Origin of the sequence: Caproicibacter sp. BJN0012, assembly GCF_035986805.1 — a bacterium.
In the GTDB taxonomy this organism is placed as follows: Bacteria; Bacillota; Clostridia; order Oscillospirales; family Acutalibacteraceae; genus Caproicibacter.
Window position 1 is genome coordinate 1834469 of record NZ_CP142518.1, and the last position, 20535, is coordinate 1855003.

General features: G+C 48.9%; 21 protein-coding genes and 1 riboswitch. Of the genes, 10 read left to right on the forward strand and 11 right to left on the reverse strand.

The annotated features are described in order from the left end of the window. Nucleotides 1-45: 45 nt before the first annotated feature. From radA to VA597_RS08910, 5 genes are all read left to right on the forward strand, one after another. Nucleotides 46-1422: a DNA repair protein RadA gene (gene radA, locus VA597_RS08890; RefSeq protein ID WP_128742421.1), complete on the forward strand. Its 1377-nt coding sequence runs from the start codon at nucleotides 46-48 to the stop codon at nucleotides 1420-1422. A 260-nt stretch (nucleotides 1423-1682) separates the two neighbouring features. Continuing rightward, nucleotides 1683-2639 carry an efflux RND transporter periplasmic adaptor subunit gene (locus tag VA597_RS08895; RefSeq protein WP_164919008.1) on the forward strand — a complete coding sequence of 319 codons (957 nt, stop codon included), beginning with the start codon at nucleotides 1683-1685 and terminating at the stop codon, nucleotides 2637-2639. Nucleotides 2640-2641: 2 nt separating this feature from the next. Beyond that, the gene (locus tag VA597_RS08900) at nucleotides 2642-3820 is read left to right on the forward strand and encodes an ABC transporter permease (RefSeq protein ID WP_326975676.1); all 1179 of its coding nucleotides are present in this window, start codon (nucleotides 2642-2644) and stop codon (nucleotides 3818-3820) included. Between the two features lie 2 nt (nucleotides 3821-3822). After that, nucleotides 3823-4572, forward strand: a complete 750-nt coding sequence (locus tag VA597_RS08905) for a DUF6873 family GME fold protein (protein WP_128742423.1) — start codon at nucleotides 3823-3825, stop codon at nucleotides 4570-4572. 192 nt (nucleotides 4573-4764) lie between these two features. Beyond that, on the forward strand, nucleotides 4765-5775 hold the full coding sequence (locus tag VA597_RS08910) for a tyrosine recombinase XerC (protein WP_128742424.1): 1011 nt from the start codon (nucleotides 4765-4767) through the stop codon (nucleotides 5773-5775). Nucleotides 5776-5831: 56 nt separating this feature from the next. Here VA597_RS08910 and VA597_RS08915 read toward each other — a convergent pair whose 3' ends face one another. The 10 genes from VA597_RS08915 to queA all read right to left on the reverse strand — a co-directional run bounded on the left by VA597_RS08915 (nucleotide 5832) and on the right by queA (nucleotide 13983). Then, nucleotides 5832-6464 (reverse strand): DUF624 domain-containing protein, encoded by a 633-nt coding sequence (locus VA597_RS08915; protein ID WP_326974484.1) that lies wholly within the window; start codon nucleotides 6462-6464, stop codon nucleotides 5832-5834. Between the two features lie 232 nt (nucleotides 6465-6696). After that, the gene (locus VA597_RS08920) at nucleotides 6697-7590 is read right to left on the reverse strand and encodes a tyrosine recombinase (RefSeq protein WP_326974485.1); all 894 of its coding nucleotides are present in this window, start codon (nucleotides 7588-7590) and stop codon (nucleotides 6697-6699) included. A gap of 23 nt (nucleotides 7591-7613) precedes the next feature. Beyond that, complete coding sequence (locus VA597_RS08925; RefSeq protein ID WP_326974486.1) at nucleotides 7614-8195, reverse strand: stage II sporulation protein M; 582 nt, start codon at nucleotides 8193-8195, stop codon at nucleotides 7614-7616. A gap of 126 nt (nucleotides 8196-8321) precedes the next feature. Beyond that, on the reverse strand, nucleotides 8322-9131 hold the full coding sequence (proC, locus tag VA597_RS08930; RefSeq protein WP_326974487.1) for a pyrroline-5-carboxylate reductase: 810 nt from the start codon (nucleotides 9129-9131) through the stop codon (nucleotides 8322-8324). Between the two features lie 136 nt (nucleotides 9132-9267). Continuing rightward, nucleotides 9268-10638 carry a thioether cross-link-forming SCIFF peptide maturase gene (gene scfB / locus VA597_RS08935; protein WP_326974488.1) on the reverse strand — a complete coding sequence of 457 codons (1371 nt, stop codon included), beginning with the start codon at nucleotides 10636-10638 and terminating at the stop codon, nucleotides 9268-9270. A 74-nt stretch (nucleotides 10639-10712) separates the two neighbouring features. Continuing rightward, complete coding sequence (scfA, locus tag VA597_RS08940; RefSeq protein ID WP_128742430.1) at nucleotides 10713-10859, reverse strand: six-cysteine ranthipeptide SCIFF; 147 nt, start codon at nucleotides 10857-10859, stop codon at nucleotides 10713-10715. 72 nt (nucleotides 10860-10931) lie between these two features. Further along, on the reverse strand, nucleotides 10932-11354 hold the full coding sequence (locus VA597_RS08945) for a TIGR04086 family membrane protein (RefSeq protein WP_128742431.1): 423 nt from the start codon (nucleotides 11352-11354) through the stop codon (nucleotides 10932-10934). A gap of 69 nt (nucleotides 11355-11423) precedes the next feature. Beyond that, nucleotides 11424-11747 (reverse strand): preprotein translocase subunit YajC, encoded by a 324-nt coding sequence (gene yajC / locus VA597_RS08950; protein ID WP_128742432.1) that lies wholly within the window; start codon nucleotides 11745-11747, stop codon nucleotides 11424-11426. 66 nt (nucleotides 11748-11813) lie between these two features. Next, the gene (gene tgt / locus VA597_RS08955) at nucleotides 11814-12944 is read right to left on the reverse strand and encodes a tRNA guanosine(34) transglycosylase Tgt (protein ID WP_326974490.1); all 1131 of its coding nucleotides are present in this window, start codon (nucleotides 12942-12944) and stop codon (nucleotides 11814-11816) included. Nucleotides 12945-12957: 13 nt separating this feature from the next. Further along, nucleotides 12958-13983 carry a tRNA preQ1(34) S-adenosylmethionine ribosyltransferase-isomerase QueA gene (gene queA, locus VA597_RS08960; protein WP_326975677.1) on the reverse strand — a complete coding sequence of 342 codons (1026 nt, stop codon included), beginning with the start codon at nucleotides 13981-13983 and terminating at the stop codon, nucleotides 12958-12960. Nucleotides 13984-14126: 143 nt separating this feature from the next. Further along, nucleotides 14127-14298, forward strand: a riboswitch (Lysine riboswitch). Between the two features lie 132 nt (nucleotides 14299-14430). On the opposite strand from queA, the gene asd reads away from it, so the two are divergent. The 5 genes from asd (at nucleotide 14431) to VA597_RS08985 (ending at nucleotide 18913) form a co-directional block, all read left to right on the forward strand. Next, complete coding sequence (gene asd / locus VA597_RS08965; RefSeq protein WP_128742434.1) at nucleotides 14431-15513, forward strand: aspartate-semialdehyde dehydrogenase; 1083 nt, start codon at nucleotides 14431-14433, stop codon at nucleotides 15511-15513. A gap of 29 nt (nucleotides 15514-15542) precedes the next feature. After that, nucleotides 15543-16433 carry a 4-hydroxy-tetrahydrodipicolinate synthase gene (dapA, locus tag VA597_RS08970; RefSeq protein WP_128742435.1) on the forward strand — a complete coding sequence of 297 codons (891 nt, stop codon included), beginning with the start codon at nucleotides 15543-15545 and terminating at the stop codon, nucleotides 16431-16433. 37 nt (nucleotides 16434-16470) lie between these two features. Beyond that, a complete protein-coding gene (gene dapB, locus VA597_RS08975; protein WP_128742436.1) occupies nucleotides 16471-17232 on the forward strand; it encodes a 4-hydroxy-tetrahydrodipicolinate reductase in 762 nt (253 codons plus the stop codon). 2 nt (nucleotides 17233-17234) lie between these two features. Further along, the gene (locus VA597_RS08980) at nucleotides 17235-17699 is read left to right on the forward strand and encodes an ACT domain-containing protein (RefSeq protein ID WP_128742437.1); all 465 of its coding nucleotides are present in this window, start codon (nucleotides 17235-17237) and stop codon (nucleotides 17697-17699) included. Between the two features lie 257 nt (nucleotides 17700-17956). Beyond that, nucleotides 17957-18913 carry a 2-hydroxyacid dehydrogenase gene (locus VA597_RS08985; protein ID WP_128744282.1) on the forward strand — a complete coding sequence of 319 codons (957 nt, stop codon included), beginning with the start codon at nucleotides 17957-17959 and terminating at the stop codon, nucleotides 18911-18913. Nucleotides 18914-18988: 75 nt separating this feature from the next. Here the strand turns inward: VA597_RS08985 and guaA are convergent, their stop codons facing one another. Further along, nucleotides 18989-20527 (reverse strand): glutamine-hydrolyzing GMP synthase, encoded by a 1539-nt coding sequence (gene guaA / locus VA597_RS08990; protein WP_128742438.1) that lies wholly within the window; start codon nucleotides 20525-20527, stop codon nucleotides 18989-18991. Between the last annotated feature and the right edge of the window lie 8 nt (nucleotides 20528-20535).

Consider the following 20535-nt stretch of genomic DNA (forward strand, 5'->3'; position numbering starts at 1 on the left):
CGATATATGAAATATGGCGATCATGCTGAAAGGACGTGGATTATCATGGCTGGGAAAAGAAAAAGCGTCTATATCTGTTCGGAATGCGGCTTGGAATCTCCGAAATGGTATGGAAAATGTCCCGGATGCGGCCAATGGAACACCATGAACGAGGAAATCGTAGAGTCCGCGCCCTCAAAAGCGGCGGGAAACAGTGGCGCAAGATCCGGAGGACTCGTCAGGGCGGTCTCGCTGTCGGAGCTTTCCGCCTCTGAAGAAGAGCGGTATCATACCGGAATGAGTGAGTTGGACCGTGTTCTGGGCGGAGGAATTGTCAGGGGATCTCTGGTACTTGTCAGCGGAGAGCCCGGCATTGGGAAATCAACCATTTTACTTCAAATCTGTCAGCATCTTGGACAAGCCTTAAAAATACTTTATGTTTCCGGCGAAGAATCCGGAAGGCAGATTAAGCTTCGCGCCGCGCGTCTTGGCGTGGACAGCGAAAATCTGTACATCCTGACGGAGACGGACATTCAGGCGGTTATTGAGCAGGTGCGGGAGCAGAAGCCGGATCTTCTCATGATCGATTCCATTCAGACGATGAACTTTACGGATCTGAACTCATCGCCCGGAAGCGTAACGCAGGTCAGGGAGTGCACCAATGCGATTATGCGCGCGGTAAAGTCGCTTGAAATACCGGCTTTGATCGTGGGCCATGTCAATAAGGATGGTGCCATCGCAGGGCCGAAAGTACTGGAACACATCGTCGACGCGGTCCTTTATTTCGAAGGAGACCGGCAAATGTCCTATCGTTTGCTGCGGGCCATTAAAAACAGGTACGGCTCAACCAACGAGATCGGTGTCTTCGAAATGGGGGAGGACGGCCTTCATCAGGTTGAAAATCCTTCGCAGGCCATGCTGTCCGGCCGGCCAAGCCATGTGGCGGGAACCTGCGTCACCTGTGTGATGGAAGGTTCCCGTCCGATTCTTGCGGAAATTCAGGGGCTTGCGACCACCTCCGGCTATGGGACTCCGCGCCGGATGGCCACCGGGTTTGATTACAATCGAATGTCGCTGCTTCTTGCCGTCCTTGAAAAACGGGCCGGATATTTTTTTTCCAATCTTGACGCCTATGTAAACGTCGTGGGAGGACTGCGCCTTGACGAGCCGGCCTGTGACCTTGCGGTTGCGCTGTCGTTGGTCTCCAGCCTGAAAAATAAGCCGATCACTGATTCTGCCATTGTATTCGGCGAAATCGGCCTCGCGGGGGAGTTGCGTTCCGTCACGCAGATCGATGCCCGCATCGGCGAGGCAAAACGTCTTGGCTTCAAAGTCTGCGTTCTTCCCGACCACAGCCTGAGCCGGACCCGCATCAAATGGGATGGAATCCGGCTGGTAGGTGCTAAAAATGTGAAGGAGGCGTTTGAGGCCGCGACTGATTGATATCATCCGGAGAGCGCGGCGTCACTTTAATGCAGTGAACGCATCCGTCGCCGGTGTAATTTGTAATCGCCGAGGGCGTTTCAAGGGCGCAGTAGCCGTCGTGCTGATAAATGCAGTCAACATCGCACTGAATAATACTCATGAAAATTCACCTCAATAATAGTTTGGTGGATTTCCTATGATTTATTCACCCCAGCTTTTCCGCTTGATGTTATATTTTCCCTCTCTTATCACAAAATAAGCGTGATGGGGGAATGAAAATGAAACGATATCTTTTGCTTTTCGCTTTTACACTGATTGCAGCAGCTACAATTTTCACAGCGGGCAATACGATGAAAAATTCCATTCTAAAGTTGGACGTGACAAAAATGGAACCCGTTCAGGAGGTGGAATCGGTTACCTGCACCGGAAAGGTCGAACTGTCATCGAATGGAAATGTATATGCGCCCGCTCACTCGATTGTCCAAAGGGTTTACGTCAGCTCAGGACAGAAAGTGGAGGTTGGACAGGCGTTAATGGAGGTGGACGTTCTCTCTGATGGAGAGGACGATTCTCAGGAAACCGATGCCTCCTCCTATCTGGAGCAGGAAAGCGATCTGCCGAGAACGCAGACAATCGCGGCCCCCGTCAGCGGCACGGTTTCTTCTGTTTCCGTCACGGACGCAGGTTACTATATTGATCCTACGCAGCCGGCCGTCGTCATCCGCAATTCTTCGGGACTTCAAGTCCGTTTAAACGTAAATGAATCTCAAATTTCAGATATCAAAGTGGGGCAAAAGGCAGAGATCACCGGAGTTGGTTTTAAAAGTTCCAGCTATTCCGGAAAAGTAAAGGAAATATCTTCCGAGGCAAAACAAGTGCTGACCACTTCCGGACAGGAAACGGTTGTCGAGGCTGTTGTCAGCGTGACGGATGTAAAAGAAGATATCAAGCCTGGCTTTACAGCGAAAGTGAAAATTATCACATCAAGCGATTCCTCCGTTCTGGTTGCCCCCTACAGCGCAGTCCAGGCCGACCAGGACGGAAGCGAATACGTACTCCGTGTTGTGGGGGGAAAAGCGACAAAGACTCTGGTTCAGACAGGGCGCGAATTCGACAGCGGATTTGAAATCAAGTCCGGTGTTTCCAAGGATGACAGGATTGTGACAGACGCGGAAGATATACCGGATGGTGCGCGTGTCGTTCCGGTCATCGGCAAGGCGGTGAGCGCTCAGTGATAGTGGATTTTTTGAAATCCGCATTCCGGAATTTGCGGAGAAAGAGTGCCCGAACCTTGCTCACGGTGTTGGGCATCGCAATTGGAGTTTCTTCTGTTATTATTATTGCCAATATCAGCCAGAGTGGAACGGATTCCCTGAACGACGAGCTGGAAAGCCTTGGCCTTAGCGGACTTTCCATTTCTACAAAGTCGGGAACAAATGTATCTTTGACGGAGGACGACTTGGGTTTCATCCGGAAATTCAGCCAAGTGGAACAGGCTTCTCCGGTCATGGTAGAAGATACAAGCGTCACTGTCCATGACAAGACCGCTTCCACACTGCTTTGGGGAATCGATTCCAAGGCGAGCGATATCATATCTCTGCAGGTTTTATATGGCCGCTTGTTTAATCAAAGAGACATAAACACTTGTGCGAATGTTTGTTTGGTTGACGAACAATTTTCCGAAAGCGCTTATCACAGGGGCAATATGGTCGGCAAAACCATCTCTTTTCCCTGTGGAGGAATCGAACAGGATTTTACTGTTGTGGGAGTGATTAAAACGGGAACCGGTCTTTTGCAAAATCTAATCGGAAATTACATTCCTACTTTTATCTATGTACCATACACTACGATGCAGGCTTCTACCGGCCGGGACAGTTTTGACCAAGTAGCCGTAAAAATTCATACGGGGGACAATGCTGAGAACGTAGGAAAAATGATCGTGAACCATCTGGATCTTCGCAGCGGAACAGAAGCGTTTGTATCAAATAACCTGGCAAAGCAAAAAGACGGTTTGCTGCAGGTGCTTGACCTTGTGACGCTGATTCTGTCCGCCGTCGGTTCGATTTCGCTTCTGGTCGCCAGCCTGAGCATCATGACCGTTATGCTTGTGTCGGTAAACGAGAGAACCCGTGAAATAGGAATCAAAAAAGCGCTGGGTGCAACCCGGGGCGCGATCATGCTGGAGTTTTTGTTTGAGGCGGTACTCATTTCACTGATCGGCTGCATTTTGGGAACCGGTACAGGGTACCTGATCTCCTGCGCCGGTGCGGCCTACTTTCATGTAGCGTTTCATTTCAGGATCGATATCATTTTAATGGCGGCAGGCTTTTCCATTCTTTCGGGGACTGTTTTTGGCGTATATCCGGCCTATAAGGCCGCCCGCCTGAAACCAGTGGATGCACTGCGGCAGGAGTAATCATGCGGTATATTCAAACCCCAAACCTCCCTGAGACGGATGTCAGCCTTCTCACGGCCTCCGCGGCCTATCCCGGAATATTAATGGAGCTGAAGAGATTGGGGATCAGTGCCATTCCTGTCGATCCAAGCAAATCGCTGCCGGCGCCAGTACAGGCTCACGCGGACATGCTTTGCCATCCTCTTGGCGGCCGGCGGGTTATCGTCGCGAAAGGGGAAAAAAGATTAGCGGCAGATCTGAAACAATTCGGTTTCAAAATCATAGAATCCGTCTCAAGTATTGCGGGCTCCTATCCAAATGATTCCGGACTGAACGCGGCGAGAGTTGGCAACAAATTGATTGCAAATCCCCAAATTCTTGATAAAGCGATATGGGATGATTGTTTATCAAAAGGTATAAAAATCATCGAGGTCCGGCAGGGTTATACGAAATGTTCAACCGCCGTTGTAGATGAACATTCCATTATCACATCGGATGATGGAATTGCAACGGCGGCATTCAAAGCAGGGCTGGAAGTGTTGAAAATTCAGCCGGGACATATCAGGCTTCCCGGGTATTCCTATGGATTTATCGGGGGCTGCTGCGGACTGATCGGTCGGAATCGAATGGCATTTGCAGGCAATCCGAACAGCCATCCGGATTTTTGCAGAATCAAAGAATTTCTCGACCGGAGAGAAATAGAAGTTATAATACTTTCCAAAGATTCGCTTCTGGACATCGGCGGAATGATCCCGTTGATGGAAGGGGAATAAGAGGAGTGGAAATAAATATTGACAAGAGATAAAAGAAGTGATAATATTATACAAAATAAATATTTTGTATAATTCAGGGGACCTGAATTTCCGCTTACGCATACAAAATAAGCGTTTTGTGCAAGCTGGGCAAAATGAGCGATTGATAAGCCCGCTCCATATACTTTAATACTTACTGAAAGGAACACGTTTATGAAACCAGAACTTCTCGCCGAAGCCCCCCCGGTGATCCGGGAATTTTTGGGATATATTGAAACGATCCGGGGAAAGTCGCCAAAAACAGTCGAAGAATATTATCTTGACTTAAGGACTTTTTTCCGTTACATAAAGCTGCGTCGCGGCCTTGTGCCGCCGGATACCGATTTTGAAAAAATCTGTATTTCCGATATCGACCTCGATCTGATCAAAACAATCGATTTGACGCAGGTCTTCGAGTACATGAACTATCTGAGCACCATGCGCGGAAATCGGGCGTCGACACGCTCACGAAAGGTTTCAAGTCTGCGCAGCTTTTTTAAATATTTGACTAATAAAACAGGTAAGTTGGATGTAAATCCAGTAAAGGAGCTGGAAACACCAAAACTGAAAAAATCTCTTCCCAAATATTTGTCTCTGGAACAAAGCATGGAGTTATTATCAAAGGTCGAAGGCAAAACAAAGGAACGCGACTACTGCATGCTAATTCTTTTCTTGAATTGTGGGATGCGGCTTTCAGAGTTGGTCGGGCTGAACCTGACAGATATTCATTTCGGGAATTCCACTGCCAATATCACCGGCAAGGGCAATAAAGAACGGATTGTGTATCTGAACGATGCCTGCCTCGACGCATTGAAGCGTTACCTTGCCGTCCGTCCGCGCGAGGGGGTCATCGACAAAAACGCGCTTTTTATCAGTGGGCAGCGAAAGCGGATCAGCCCGAAAACCGTTCAGCATCTCGTAAAAAAATATCTCTCTATGATAGATCTCGGCGGACCTGGCTATTCTGTACACAAGCTCCGCCACACGGCCGCGACCCTGATGTACCAGCATGGACATGTCGATATCCGGGTCCTGAAAGACATCCTGGGGCATGAGAATCTGGGAACAACCGAAATCTATACCCATCTTTCCAGTGAACAGATGGCGACGGCGGCACAGGCAAATCCGCTTTCACACGTTAAGCAGAGACCGTCTTTGGGTTCTGAAAAGCCGAAGAAAGAATAAGGAAGAGTTAGTTATAAAAAAAGAAGCGGTTTCGCTTCTTTTTTTATATGTGCAGATTATTTTTTATCCTCCGATTCCAGATCCGTTTCTTCCTTCTGAAGGCCGGTTTCCGGTTGTTTTTCCTGTTGCTTTTGATAGGGTTGAATCATCGTTTGATAGACCAAAGGATAGATGACATAATTGATCATAAAAAAGCTCAGGGAGAACAGTAATGTTGCGGCGAACAAAATTACAATTATCAGGCTGAACGGTGTGATTTGTGAGATATAAAATCCAAAATAGATTCCAAATGACAGAGCGGCCAGCAACACCGTCAGCAGGAAATTGCGCCATAGTCCTATCACCGCGAAAATCAGCGCATTTTTATAAATCTGAATCAGTTTCAGGTCGAAGGTAACGATCATGAGAGGAACGTAATATTGGGCAAAAACCAGGAATATTGCGACGGTAATGCAAAGATAGAACGCGATTGCATGGATTGCTCCGTCGGATAACCGGTCAAAATAAAACCGAATGGAAAAGTTAAGGATAAAATATAAAACATAGCAAATGAAACCGTTGATCAGGAATGCTTTCCAGTTCAGTTTCACCGCGTCGAAAAAATCAGATACCAAAAACACATGTTCTTGTTTCGCATAATTCCGTGTTACAAAAGTGATCCCGGCCAAAAACGGCGAAATCAGCAGCACGGGAATCAAACCGGACAGAAAAGGGGAAAGAAATTTTTCAGCGAAGTATGTGGTTACAAGCGAGATAGCGGCGAAAATGGAAAACAGGAGGTTCAATTCAATAAATTGGGAAAATTTCCGAAAAAAGATTAAAAAGAATCGGACGACCGCATTTTTCTCCGGTTCATCCTTTCTGACTCCTGGTCCCGGTTTATCATAATTAATGTGGAAAAGGCCCAATAAACATCCTCCCCTACCCCAGTTTTGCCCGTGGATGGCACTGGTTGTACACTTCTTTGTAATGATCGTTCAGCAGATGGACATAAATCTGTGTGGAAGAAATGTCGGCATGCCCCAGCATTGCCTGAATGTCTTTCAGCTCCGCTCCGTTTTCCAGAAGATGAAGCGCAAAGGAATGGCGAAGCGTGTGCGGCGTAATTTCCTTTACGATTTTCGCCTGTTCCGCATATCCTTTTACAATTTTCCAAAATCCCTGGCGCGTCAGCCGGCGTCCGTTCAGGTTGACAAAAAGGGCCTGTCCTCCCGCCGGGGTGATAATTTGGGACCGGACCCTCGCGATGTAATCAGAGATAGCGCTAATCGCAGTGGGGTAAACCGGGATGACGCGTTCATTTCGATCAGAACAGCACCGGAGCATTCCCGTGGAGAGGCTGATGCTTCCGATATCGAGGTCCACCAGTTCCGAAGCGCGAATCCCCGTTGCATAAAGAAGCTCCAGCATAGCCTTGTCACGGCATCCCTTGGCTTCCTGGATGTTGGGCTGGGACAGCAGAAGCTCGATTTCCTTGCCGTTTAAAATCTGCGGGAACTTTTTTTCCCCTTTTTTTAAGCGGATTGATTTTGCCGGATTGGCGCTGGCAAATCCAGAAAGGACCATATACTGATAAAAGCATCGAATGGATGCGAGATTTCTTGTAATGGTAGCTTCGGATTTTTTGTTCCGTTTCATGTCTTCAATGTAGGATTTCATCGTTTCCGTGTCGGCGGAAACCGGGTCCCCTGTTCCCTTTTCGGAAAGATAAAAAATAAAATGCTCCACGTCCCTCATATAAGACTCCAATGTATTGGCGGAAACCGATTTTTGATTCACCAAATATTCGCTGAAACCAAAACAAAAATCCTTCATTTTATTTGGTCCTTTCCATTTTGTTAAAAGGAAAACAGGCCGCCGAAACAGGCGGAGAAAAGAAGGTCAATCAGTGCCGCAAAAAAGGCAATGCCCAAAACAGCGCCGAAATGCAGCAAATAAATCTTCAATTTTGAGCGACTAATCGTTTTTGAGCCGCAGGAAACCAGCAAACGAGAAAAAGCAATGCCCTCCCTGGCCGCGAGCAAAACAGACAGGCAGCAAAAGAAAGCCCCCGGCAAAATTACGACCAGATTAAATAGGATCCCATAACCGCCGTAATTCGAGTAAAGATACCCGGAAGTCAATCCGAGGCCTAAACCTCGAAAAAATGGAATGAACGGAATCAGCAACATCCCCCACAGGGATAAACCGCATAAAAAGCAGGCGAAAATAAACAGAAAAGCGGAAGCAAAGGAAGCCACAAAGATCGAAAGAAAAGAAGCAGTCATCCGCGCTTTAAAGTTCCCCGCAAAAAGAAAATCCATCCGTTCCAGCGCCTGTGGGTCTGCGTTTCTTGCGTAGACAGCTCCGACTGCCATTCCCGCCAAAAAAACAGCCGCCAACAGAACCAGCTCCCAGTTCAGACGTGCCGCTTTTATCATATCATGCCCACAGAAAGCCGATTTTTTCCGAAATCCGCGGGCAACAACCATTACCCTTCTCATACTGATCAATTCCTCCCAACGGAGATCCTATCAAAGTGTATGAGGGACAAACGGATTCTATGTTTACTTTCCCAATTCCTCAGCGCGCGCGGTGCAGGCTCTCATCGCTTTATCAATCGTCTGTTCAAAGTGATTTTTTTCCAAAACGTCCAGCGCGGCGACAGTCGTTCCGCCGCGGGACGACACCTTCCGGATCAGTTCATCCGGCGTATCCCCCGATTTCAAAAGCATTTCCGCACTGCCAATCAGCGTCTGGCAGAAAAGCGGCAGCGAAACCGACGGCTGGATCCCCTGCTGTTCGGCGCTCTCCAAAACCGCCTTGGCAAACAAATAAATATAAGCCGGGCTGCTCCCGTTTACCGCAATGACGGCGTTCATCTGGCTCTCCTCGATCTGCGACACCATGCCGCAGGATGAAAAAAGCTTTAATACCAGATGATAAGTTTCGTCCGCCACGTTTCCGGTCCGGCAAACCGCCGTGGCACCTTTTCCGAGCGTCAGCGGTGTGTTGGGCATCGCGCGGATCACGGGACAGTCGCAGGAAAGGGCGGAGACAATGGAAGAGGATGAGATCCCGGCGGCAATAGAGACCAGAGTTTTTCCCTTTTCGACTACAGGCCGGATTTCATCCAGCATGGGCGGAAAACTCTGCGGTTTTACGGCGAGAAACACAATGCTGCATGTTTTGACCAAATCACAAGCGGAATCCACAGCAAGAATGCCTGCCTTACGGTGCAGGCTCTCCCTCTTTTCCTTATGAATATCGTAGACATAGATCTGGTCCGCGGGAAAAGTCTGATTTTTCACCACTCCGCTGATGATGGCCGCCGTCATGTTCCCGCCGCCGATAAAGCCGATTTTCTGATTTTCCATTTTTCCCCTCCGGGCATTTGAGATATCTTTATACTAAACCAATTCCCTATTTGAATCAATACAAAAAGTTACAAGATTTTGATTTTTATTGGATTCGTAAAAATTCGCGATGCAAATTTATGTAAACCATCCTCTTTTATCCCTGATCCGCGAGAGCCGCCTGGATCATAATGGCGCATTCCAGTCGTTTTTTCTCCAGCGAACAGGAAATCGCATGCGGTTTGTGAAGATCGCCCTCATATTGCCAGTTGTTCGCATTGCAGCCTCCGCTGCAATAAAATTTTGCCCAGCAGTTTCTGCACTCAGGTTTTGAATAGACGTTTGCAAGGGCAAAGCGGTCCTTCATTTCCAGATTCAGGCTTCCGTCCAGCACGCTGCCCATTTTCCACTCTTCCTGTCCGACAAACTGATGACAGGGATAAATATCTCCGGAAGGAGTCACTGCGACATACTCGTTTCCGCAGCTGCACCCCCGCAGCCTTCGGATAGCGCAGGGGCCCTGGTTCAGATCGATCATAAAATGATAGAAATCAAACCCCTTCCCTTCCCTGCTCCGCTTGATAATCAGATCGGAGAGCGTATCATATTCCTCAAAGATCCGGGGCAGGTCCTCTTCCTTGACGGAATAGTCGAGCCGTTCTTCCGAAACGACGGGTTCCATGGAAATCTCATTAAAGCCCAAGTCCAACAGATGTTCAACATCCTTGGTGAAATCCAGGTTATATTTTGTAAAAGTGCCTCTTACATAATAGTCTTTGTCCCTGCTGCGTTTGGCGACCAATTTCTGGAATTTGGGAAGGACGCTGTCATAGCATCCGGATCCGTCCACGCGCGTGCGCAGCCGGTCATGAACGCTTTTTCTGCCATCAAAGGACAAAATGCAGTTTGACATTTCGCGGTTGATAAAATCGATTTTATCATCGCTGAGCAGCAGACCGTTTGTCGTTATGGTAAAACGGAAGTTCTTATCGTAAGCCTTTTCTAAGCCTCGCGCGTAGGCAACCGTCTGTTTTACCACGTCAAAATTCATCAGGGGTTCTCCGCCGAAAAAATCGACTTCCAGATTGTGGCGTCCGACGGATTTTTCAATCAGAAAATCGATGGCGCTTTTCGCCACTTCAAACGGCATCAGCATTCTTTCGCCGCCAAAATCTCCCTGCGCCGCAAAACAGTATTCGCACCGCAGGTTACAGTCGTGAGCAATATTCAGGCACATGGATTTAATGGGAGCGCTTTTCAGCATGGCCGCGAATTTCTCATATCCATCCGGTGAAAATAACTGCCCCTTTCGGTGCAGTTCCTGAATTTCCCCGTAGGCTTCCCGGAGCGTTGCCTCATCATAACGATTCTTTAAAGCGTCCATCATCGTTTCGGGCGGATGTTCAGGCACATCGGCATCAGCCAAATAATCCAATATATCAAACGGAGCGTCGTCGAAAAGGTGGACCGCGCCGCTGTTGGTATCCAAAACGATTTTATATCCGTTTAAAGAATACTTGTGAATCATTTACATTTCTCCATCCGAACAAAATTTAAGGGACAGAATCCTGTCCCTTTGCGGCTAATTCAAATAGCCTTCTGCTATCTATTCTTATTTTCGCACTTCTGGTTGGAAACCGTGCAGGAAGTTTTGCATGCCGACTGGCAGGATGCCTGGCATTCGCCGCAGCCGCCCTTCGCAGCGCTTTCCCGCAAATTCGCCTGATTCAGCGTTTTAATCTGCTTCAATTTTAAAGCCTCCGTTTCACGAGTAAGTTATGAACGAAACTATTATAGCAATGATGGAAGGAATAGTCAAAATTATTTCCGTTTCAGCTTCGTTTTTCTGCTGACGGCAAGCACGCCGCCAATGGCGCCGGACAGAACCATCACCAGCAGGCGTATTCCGCATTGAGCCGGTTCGACCGCTTTATTCGATACTGCAAGTCCGGAAAAGAGGAACAACGCAAATAAAAGCATTCCGGAAGCCGCGCCGAACAGCAGTCCGCGCTTTTTAGAGATTCTCGCCGCGATGTATCCCGCCGCAAAAGCGCTGAGAACGGATACCGCGATGACAAGAGGGGATAAAAGCCCCTGAGGAATGCTTTCCGCAGAAACAAAAACCAATGCTGAAACACCCAAAAAGACCGCACAAATCAAAGCTCCCGCAACGGAACCGATCACGATGGCGCGAATGGCATCTAACACAGGTTTTTGACGAATGGACTTTGAACTTTTCATCATAACCGCCCCCTCCAATATCCTGACAAATAGATATTCGGAAAGGGCGGCAGATATTACAAATGATCCGGGCTATTCAGCCTGATCATGAGTCGTTTCAATACTGCCGACAGCCCATTTTTTGATTTTGATCTTTGCGCGGTCCGTACCGGTTTCAATAATCAGTGTGCCTGTATCTTCTTTGATTCCAACCACACGCCCTTCAATCCCGCCGATCGTCGTGATATCGTCTCCGACCTGGACGTTGCTGCGCATCTTTTCTTCCTGCTTTTTTCTCTTTTGCTGAGGTCTCATCAAAAGGAAATAAAAGACGCCGACAATCAGGACCATATAAAGGATTGTAATCCAAAGGCTGCTGCCTGTTCCGGCAGTTCCGCCGGTCAGTAGGAAATTCATGAATACCAACACCTCTCTCTTAATGTTTAGATTATATCAGCAAATAGGATTTCATGCAAGGTTTTCTCATATTCTGCGGTTCAAAACTTCCAGATTCTCCCGATAAAACCTTTCAAATGTTTCATTCTGCAGAGAACCCCTGATTTTCTCAAAAAAGCTGTTGTAAAAATAAATATTATGCATGACGCAAAGCCTCATGGCCAGCATTTCGCCGCTTTTGAACAGGTGGTGGAGATAAGCGCGGGAAAAGTTTTTGCAGACCGGGCAATCACAGTCCGGGTCCAGCGAAGTATCGTCCAACTCGTATTTTGCGTTGAAAAGGTTGCGTCTTCCCTGCCGTGTAAAAACGTGTCCGTGCCTCGCGTTGCGGGTCGGCATCACGCAGTCAAACAGGTCCACTCCCCTCCGGACCGCTTCCAGAATGTTCCCCGGCGTTCCCACGCCCATCAGATACCTGGGTTTGTCCATCGGCATCTCCGGGACGACCGCCTCGATGATCCGGTACATTTCCTCACTGCTTTCCCCAACCGCCAAACCGCCGATCGCATAGCCGTCCAAATCGAGGTCCCGGATCCTTTTCATGCAGTCGACGCGCAGGTCCTCATAGGTGCTTCCCTGATTGATTCCAAACAGCATCTGCCTGGGATTGATGGTTCCCGGTTCCCGGTTCAGGCGGTTCATTGCCTCCTTGGAACGGCAAAGCCAGCGGACGGTGCGGGCACAGGAATCGCGCGCGTATTCGTATGGCGCGGGATTCTGGACGCACTCATCGAACGCCATGGCGATGGTCGAAGCGAGGTTCGACTGGATTTTCATGCTCTCTTCGGGCCCCATGAAAATTTTTCTTCCGTCGATGTGGGACGCGAAGGTCACACCCTCCTCCGTAATATTCCGCAATTTTGCAAGGGAAAAAACCTGAAATCCGCCGCTGTCGGTTAAAATAGGCCCATCCCATCGCGTAAAGCGGTGGAGCCCGCCCAATTTCCGGACGGTTTCATCCCCCGGGCGCAGATGCAGATGATAGGTGTTGCAAAGCTGCACCTGACATTTCAGGTCTTTTAGATCCAGCGCGGATACCGCGCCTTTTATCGCGCCTGCGGTCGCAACGTTCATAAAAGCGGGGGTCTGAATTTTGCCGTGAGGCGTGGTGAATTCCCCGCGCCGCGCCGCATCGCAGTTTTGAATCAGATGAAACATAGCTGCCATCCTTTTAATAAATCAGCATTGCGTCGCCAAAACTGAAAAACCGGTATTTTTCCTTTACCGCGACTCGATAGGCGTTCATAATATGGTCGTAGCCGGCCAGTGCGGAAACCAGCATGATCAGCGTGCTTTCCGGCAGATGAAAGTTGGTGATCAGACCATCTAGCACCTTGAATCGATAGCCGGGATAGATAAAAATATCCGTCCATCCGGCACTTTCCCGGATGCACCCCTCTTTGGTTCCGACCGCTTCCAGCGTTCTGCAGCTCGTAGTCCCGACGGCGATCACGCGGCCGCCGTTCCGCTTTGCCCGGTTGATCTGTTCCGCTGTCTGCGCGGAAAGATAGTAATGCTCGGAATGCATCTTGTGCTCCGTGACCTTTTGCGCCGTGACGGGGCGGAATGTCCCCAAGCCGACATGGAGCGTCACGAAAGCCAAGTCGATCCCCTTGTCCTTGATCTTCTGGAGCAGCTCCGGAGTGAAATGAAGCCCGGCCGTCGGCGCGGCGGCGGACCCGACCTCTTTGGAATAGACCGTCTGGTAGCGCTCGTTGTCCCGGAGTTCTTCTTTGATATAATGAGGAAGCGGCATCTGCCCTATTTTGTCCAGAATTTCATAAAAATTTCCTTCGCAGGTAAAACGGGCAAGCCGATTTCCGTCCTCGATAATATCTAAGACCTCCGCGCGAAGGAGCCCGTCGCCGAAGGTGAATTTCGAACCGATCTTTGCACGCCTCCCCGGGCCGGTCAGGACCTCCCACACGTCGCCTTCCCGGTGGTTCAGCAATAAAAATTCAACTTTTGCCCCGGTTTCATCCTTGACTCCCAACAACCTGGCCGGAAGGACGCGGGAATCGTTCAGCACCAGACAATCCCCCGGATTCAGGTAATCAATAATATCGTAGAAATGCCGATGCTCCACTTCTCCCGTTTTCCGGTTCAAGGTCAGCAGGCGGGAAGAATCCCTCGGCTCCGCCGGTGACTGAGCAATCAGGTCTTCTGGCAGATCATAATAAAAATCTTTTGTTTTCAGATTGTCAAGATCCAGTTCCATTTTCATGTCTCCCATTCTGTCACAGGTAAATACCAATTGTCTATTATAAATAAATTGACAATCAATAGCAACCCATGCTATTATATTTTAGGATTTATCTTGTTGGTTTTACAGACGATGAAACTTAGGATAGAGGCGCGAATTTCAAGATGAGCGGGGCGAGGCTGCCAAAGCCGATGAACCCACGCGAAAGGGGAAATCGCCGAAGGGGATACTTTGGCAGAGTATTCGCCTGGTCAGCATGCAAACAGTGTGCGGACTGTCATCAGATTCTGATGGAGAGCTATCGACCTTTGAAAAGCGGCGCGCGCTGCTTTAAAATCGAGAAGCGCCACAATACTCTGATGACCGGTATTTTACCGGCTTTTTTATTACGCAGATATTTTTTCTTGTTCCTTTCATATATTATTTAGGAGGCCTGTTCTCATGAAAAATTATCGGGTGGGAATCGTCGGCGCGACCGGAATGGTTGGACAGCGTTTCGCCGTCCTTTTGGAAAACCATCCCTGGTTTACTGTAACCGCACTGGCCGCGAGTGAGCGGTCGGCCGGCAAAACCTACCGGGAAGCGGTCGGGAAACGCTGGCTGATGACAACCCCTATGCCGAAAAACTTGGAAAACATGGTAATCATGGACGCTGAAAAAGACAAGGACAAAATCGTGGAAATGGTGGATTTTGTCTTTTGCGCAGTCAATATGGAGAAACAGAAAACGAGAGAGCTGGAGGAGATGTATGCGAAGTCAGAATGCCCCGTCGTTTCCAATAACAGCGCGAACCGCCTGATTCCCGACGTTCCGATGCTGATTCCGGAAATCAACCCGGGGCACGCGGATATTATTCCGTTCCAGAGAAAACGGCTCGGGACAAAGCGCGGATTTATTGCCGTAAAGCCCAACTGTTCCATACAGGCTTATGTCCCTGCGGTTACACCCCTCCTTGATTTGAATGTGACAAAGATCCTTGCCTGCACCTATCAGGCGATTTCAGGAGCGGGCAAAACATTTGAAACCTGGCCGGAGATGGTTGACAACGTCATTCCGTTTATTGGAGGCGAAGAGGGAAAATCCGAAAACGAGCCGATGAAAATCTGGGGCCGCATTGAAAATGGCGCGATCGTCAACGCCGCCGCCCCCAATATCACAACGCAGTGTCTGCGTGTTCCGGTCAGCGACGGTCACATGGCCGCAGTGTTTCTGTCCTTCGAAAAGAAAATCCCCATGGATGAAATGATCGACCGATGGAATCATTTTAGCGGAGAGCCGCAGAAGCTTGCTCTCCCGAGCGCTCCCAAAAAGTTTTTGTATTATTTCCGGGAGGATGACCGGCCGCAGACTCGCCTGGACCGCAATCTGGAAAACGGCATGGCGGTTTCGATCGGACGCCTGCGCCCCGACAGCCAGTATGACGTAAAATTCGTGTGCCTGTCCCACAACACGCTTCGCGGCGCGGCCGGAGGCGGGGTTCTGATGGCTGAATATCTCTGTTCAAAGGGATTTATGGATGAATAATACTGCCAAAACCGGGAGGTAGATTTTTTATGAAAAAGCTTGTATTTACGGGTTCCGGCGTTGCATTGGTCACTCCGATGAAACAGGATGGCTCTGTAAATTACGATGTCTTGGAGCGTCTTGTCGATTTTCACCTTCAGAATGGAACCGATGCGATCGTTGCCTGTGCCACGACGGGCGAATCCCCCGTTCTCAGCCACGAGGAGCATTGCAGAATTGTTGAACTGATCGTTAAAAAAGTTCAAAAGCGGATTCCGGTCATTGCAAGCTCCGGAAGCAATGACACCCAATATGCCGTCGAGCTTTCACGCTCGCTACAGGACATCGGAGCGGACGCCCTTTTGCTGATTACGCCATATTATAATAAAACGTCTCAGACTGGGCTGATCAGACACTTTCATTATATTGCGGACCGGGTCGATCTCCCCATGATTCTCTATAATGTTCCATCCCGGACCGGCTGCAATATTCAGCCGGAAACTTATCAGGCAATTGCGGAGCATCCTAACATTGTCGGTACGAAGGAAGCGAACGGGGATTTACCCGCCTGTGCGAAAACGATTTCGCTCTGCGGGGATAATCTTACGGTTTACTCCGGAGAAGACAATCAGACTCTTCCGATTCTTTCTTTGGGAGGCAAGGGCGTCATCTCAGTTGCCGCAAATATTGTTCCAGAAGCAATGAAACAAATTTGTACCGACTACTTGAACGGAAATGTGGAAGCGTCGCGCAAATCCTTTTTAAATTATCTGGAACTGATGGACGCGCTCTTTTGGGATGTGAATCCCATTCCGGTGAAAACCGCTATGAATTACATGGGATTCAACTGCGGCGACTGCCGCCTCCCGCTCACCGGCATGAGCGGCGAGCTGAATGAAAAGCTCCTGAGGGTCCTAAAAAAATATCAGCTGATCAAATAATCAATGTAATTCAAAATAAAGGACGACTGAAACTGAAATGACAAGAATCATTCTGAGCGGCTGCGGCGGTGCCATGGGCAAGGTCGTTTCCAGTTGTGCCGCGGACCGAAGCGATATCGATCTTGTTGCGGGAATCGATCATCACGCCGATCAGGACCTTCCCTATCCGCTTTATTCATCCCCGGACAAGGTAGACAGAAAGGCCGATGTCCTGATTGATTTTTCCCACCCAACGCTGCTGTATCCGCTTTTGGAGTTCGGTAAAAAAACAAAGACTCCGCTTGTCCTCTGCACGACTGGATATGACAAGGAGCAGGTTCGGGCGGTGGAAGACGCTTCACGTGAAATACCAATCTTTTACTCGCGCAACATGTCTCTGGGGATCAATTTATTGATCGAGCTGGCCAGGAAAGCGGAAAGTGTTCTTGGCACTGGTTTCGATGTCGAAATAGTTGAGGCGCATCACAACCAAAAAATCGATGCGCCCAGCGGAACAGCCCTGATGATCGCAAACGCTGTGGCCGATGTTTCCGGCGGGCAAATGCACTATATGTATGACCGTCACTCCCAAAGGAAAAAACGTTCCGAAAACGAAATCGGAATTCATTCGATCCGCGGCGGTACCATCGTTGGCGAACATAAGGTCGTCTTTGCGGGTCCACATGAAATTCTTACAATTTCACACTCCGCACAGTCAAAAGAAATTTTTGCCCATGGAGCGCTGAATGCAGCCATATTTCTTTCACGTAAAGGAAAAGGGCTTTACTCTATGGCCGATCTCATTCGACAGGAGGATTGAAAATGAATTTGTCGCCTACAATCGCCACCGCCAATGACATTACGCTGATCACTCTTCAAAAATGCCCTTCCGAACTAAAGTTTATCGCTTATATTTTTCAAAGCATCGCCGGCTTTGACGTCGATGTGGATATGATATCCCTCGCACCGACACAAGGCGCCTATACTTCCGTTTCCTTTACGATTCCCGACGCCCATCTTGACAAGATCCTGAGCTTTACATCCGAACTCCGAAATCAAAACCAAATCAGTGCCGTTGTCAGCAGCGGCAATTGTAAAATATCCGTTTATGACGCCGGAATGAAAGACACACCGGGCATGGCTGCTGAAGTTTTTGAAGTGGCATCCTCTGCGCAGACGGATATTCGGCTCATTACCACGTCTGAAGTGGATATCTCTCTGCTTGTCACCGCCGCTGATTTTCAGGAAACTTTGGACGCTTTGAAAAACAGATTTCATAAATCTTAAAGAGATTTCCGTTAACCTTCAATCGGGAAGGCTTATTGCGGCCCCTCACATTCTTAATGTGAGGGGCTTTTTCGAATATAAACACCGATACGAATGTTCAGTTGATTTCTATTTTTGCATTGCAATCCGACGACGCAAATGCTACAATCGAATTTGGAGAAGCGAATAAAAAGAACCGGCAAGAACCCAGTTGCACTGTCACAATCATTGGAAGAATGAATAAGAATCCAGACTTTAAGTTTCGGAGGAGATGTTTGATAATGAAAACAGTGTTTTTGAATGCTCAAAAAATGGATTTTGACGAAAAGCTTGATTTTTCTGCCGTTATGCAATGCGGACCAATGGAAATCTATCCGTCGAGCGAAAACGATGAAATCATCGAGCGGGTTCAGAGCCACAATGTGGTGGTCACGAAGGAAATGCCGGTCGGAAGGGAAATGATCGGGAGGTTTCCCTCCTGCGTGAAAATGATCTGCGAAGCGGGAACCGGATATAACAATATCGATATTGCCGCGGCAAAGGATAAAGGAATTTTAGTCTGCAATATTCCAAGTTACAGTACGGATGCCGTCGCACAGCTCGCCATCACGTTCGTTTTGGCATTGAGTTCCTCCCTGACAAAACAGCAAGTCATGCTGAAGCAGAAAAATTATGATAATTTTTACCAATTCCTTGGTGTGCCGCACTCGGAAGTCAGCGGAAAGACTCTCGGTGTGATCGGTACCGGACATATCGGTCAGCGGGTCATCCATTCGGCCCGGGCGCTTGGGATGAATGTTCTGTGCTACAGCCGGACCAAAAAAGAATGGGATGACCCGAAGGTCAGTTCCGTAAGGCTTGAATCTCTTCTTTCAAAAAGCGATTTCGTGACGATCCATTGTCCGCTTACAAAAGAAACGACTCACCTGATCAACAGGGAAAAATTCGCTCTTATGAAGCCCTCGGCTTTTCTGATCAACACTTCCAGAGGCGCTGTTATCAATGAAACCGATCTGATTGAGGCTTTGAAAAACGGAGTGATTGCCGGAGCGGCACTCGATGTCCTTGAAAAAGAACCTCCGGAAAAGGACAATCCGCTGTTCTCGATGGAGCAGGTTATTCTGACCCCGCACATCGGGTGGAAATGCATCGAAACAAGGCAAAGGCTGATTGACCTGATTGCGGAGAACATTCAGGCGTTGATTAGCGGAAAACCAATTAATGTGGTGAACTGACTTAATTGCACGGTGGGCAAGTTGCAAGGAGCCCGGAAATCGCTGTAACGCGGTTATCCGGGCTTCTTAATGCTATTATTCCCACTCAATCGTAGCCGGGGGTTTGGATGTAATATCATAAACGACGCGGTTGACATTCTTTACTTCGTTAATGATACGGCTGGAAACCTGTTCGAGCACTTCGTAGGGAATCCGCGCCCAGTCCGCAGTCATGAAATCAGTGGTCGTTACGCCCCTGAGCGCAACCGTGTTGTCATAGGTCCGGCCGTCTCCCATCACACCGACACTTTTGATGCCAGTCAGCACGGCGAAATATTGGTTGATTTTTCTGTCGAGCCTTGCCCTTGCAATTTCCTCACGGAAGATGGCGTCCGCTTCCTTGAGAAGAGACAATTTTTCCGCCGTGACCTCCCCCATCACGCGAATGGCAAGCCCGGGCCCCGGAAACGGCTGGCGCCATACCAGAGTATCCGGAAGACCGAGCTCGGTACCGACCCTCCGGACTTCATCCTTGAACAGATAGCGAAGAGGTTCCACAAGCCCGGTAAAGCCGATCTCCTTTGGCAGCCCGCCGACATTGTGATGACTTTTGATCACGGCCGCATTCCCGGTCCCGCTCTCCACAACATCAGGATAGATCGTCCCCTGGCACAGAAAATCGACGCGCCCGATTTTTCCGGCCTCTTCCTCAAATACACGGATAAACTCTTCACCGATGATCTTACGCTTTTTCTCAGGCTCCGAAATGCCCTCTAAACGCTTCAAAAAACGATCCTGGGCATTCACGCGGATCAGATTCATATCAAACTGGCTGCGAAATACATGTTCAACCTCGTCGCCCTCGTCCTTCCTTAAAAGGCCGTGGTCTACAAAAATGCAGATAAGCTGTTTTCCGACCGCGCGGTGAACCAGTGCCGCCGCGACGGAGGAATCCACGCCGCCCGAAAGCGCGCAGATCACTTTTTTATCTCCAATGGACTGTTTCATCTGTTCAACCGCAGTCTGGATAAAAGAATCCATTTTCCAATCCCCGGAGCAGCGGCAGACACCATAAAGAAAATTGTGTAAGATTTCTTTTCCGTGAACGGTGTGTTCAACTTCCGGGTGGAACTGTGTGGCATAGAGTTTTCGTTCCGCATTCTCCATGGCAACCACCGGGCAGCTCGAACTGACAGCCGTGATGCGGAAACCCTCCGGCGGGGTTTTAATATAAACCGTATGGCTCATCCAGCAAACCGATTGTTTTTCAATTCCCTGAAACAATTCGGAATCCGCGGTGATCTGAAACTCTGTTTTTCCGTATTCGCGGATTGCAGCGTTGCCGGTTTCTCCGCCAAGGGAAAATGCAATCAGCTGAGCGCCGTAGCAGATACCGAGGATCGGAATTCCGAGGTTGAAAATTTTTCTGTCGCATTTCGGAGCACTTTCATCATAGACGTTATCCGGCCCGCCGGAAAAGATGATTCCTCTGTATCCGGCGGCAGCAATTTCTTCAGCAGGCGTGCGAAAAGACTTGATTTCACAGTAGACATGCTGATCGCGCACCCTGCGCGCAATCAGCTGACTGTATTGTCCGCCGAAATCCATGATTAAGACAGTCTCTTTTTGTTTCATACGGCCAT

What these genes read in the sequence shown, in the direction of transcription:
- asd (WP_128742434.1), top strand. Translation starts at nt 14,431, where the DNA reads ATGAAAAATTATCGGGTGGGAATCGTCGGCGCGACCGGAATGGTTGGA.
- VA597_RS08910 (WP_128742424.1), top strand. Translation starts at nt 4,765, where the DNA reads ATGAAACCAGAACTTCTCGCCGAAGCCCCCCCGGTGATCCGGGAATTT.
- radA (WP_128742421.1), top strand. Translation starts at nt 46, where the DNA reads ATGGCTGGGAAAAGAAAAAGCGTCTATATCTGTTCGGAATGCGGCTTG.
- VA597_RS08925 (WP_326974486.1), bottom strand. Translation starts at nt 8,195, where the DNA reads ATGATAAAAGCGGCACGTCTGAACTGGGAGCTGGTTCTGTTGGCGGCT.
- VA597_RS08980 (WP_128742437.1), top strand. Translation starts at nt 17,235, where the DNA reads ATGAATTTGTCGCCTACAATCGCCACCGCCAATGACATTACGCTGATC.
- VA597_RS08905 (WP_128742423.1), top strand. Translation starts at nt 3,823, where the DNA reads ATGCGGTATATTCAAACCCCAAACCTCCCTGAGACGGATGTCAGCCTT.
- VA597_RS08895 (WP_164919008.1), top strand. Translation starts at nt 1,683, where the DNA reads ATGAAACGATATCTTTTGCTTTTCGCTTTTACACTGATTGCAGCAGCT.
- tgt (WP_326974490.1), bottom strand. Translation starts at nt 12,944, where the DNA reads ATGTTTCATCTGATTCAAAACTGCGATGCGGCGCGGCGCGGGGAATTC.
- VA597_RS08920 (WP_326974485.1), bottom strand. Translation starts at nt 7,590, where the DNA reads ATGAAGGATTTTTGTTTTGGTTTCAGCGAATATTTGGTGAATCAAAAA.
- yajC (WP_128742432.1), bottom strand. Translation starts at nt 11,747, where the DNA reads ATGAATTTCCTACTGACCGGCGGAACTGCCGGAACAGGCAGCAGCCTT.
- guaA (WP_128742438.1), bottom strand. Translation starts at nt 20,527, where the DNA reads ATGAAACAAAAAGAGACTGTCTTAATCATGGATTTCGGCGGACAATAC.
- proC (WP_326974487.1), bottom strand. Translation starts at nt 9,131, where the DNA reads ATGGAAAATCAGAAAATCGGCTTTATCGGCGGCGGGAACATGACGGCG.
- dapA (WP_128742435.1), top strand. Translation starts at nt 15,543, where the DNA reads ATGAAAAAGCTTGTATTTACGGGTTCCGGCGTTGCATTGGTCACTCCG.
- dapB (WP_128742436.1), top strand. Translation starts at nt 16,471, where the DNA reads ATGACAAGAATCATTCTGAGCGGCTGCGGCGGTGCCATGGGCAAGGTC.
- scfB (WP_326974488.1), bottom strand. Translation starts at nt 10,638, where the DNA reads ATGATTCACAAGTATTCTTTAAACGGATATAAAATCGTTTTGGATACC.
- VA597_RS08945 (WP_128742431.1), bottom strand. Translation starts at nt 11,354, where the DNA reads ATGATGAAAAGTTCAAAGTCCATTCGTCAAAAACCTGTGTTAGATGCC.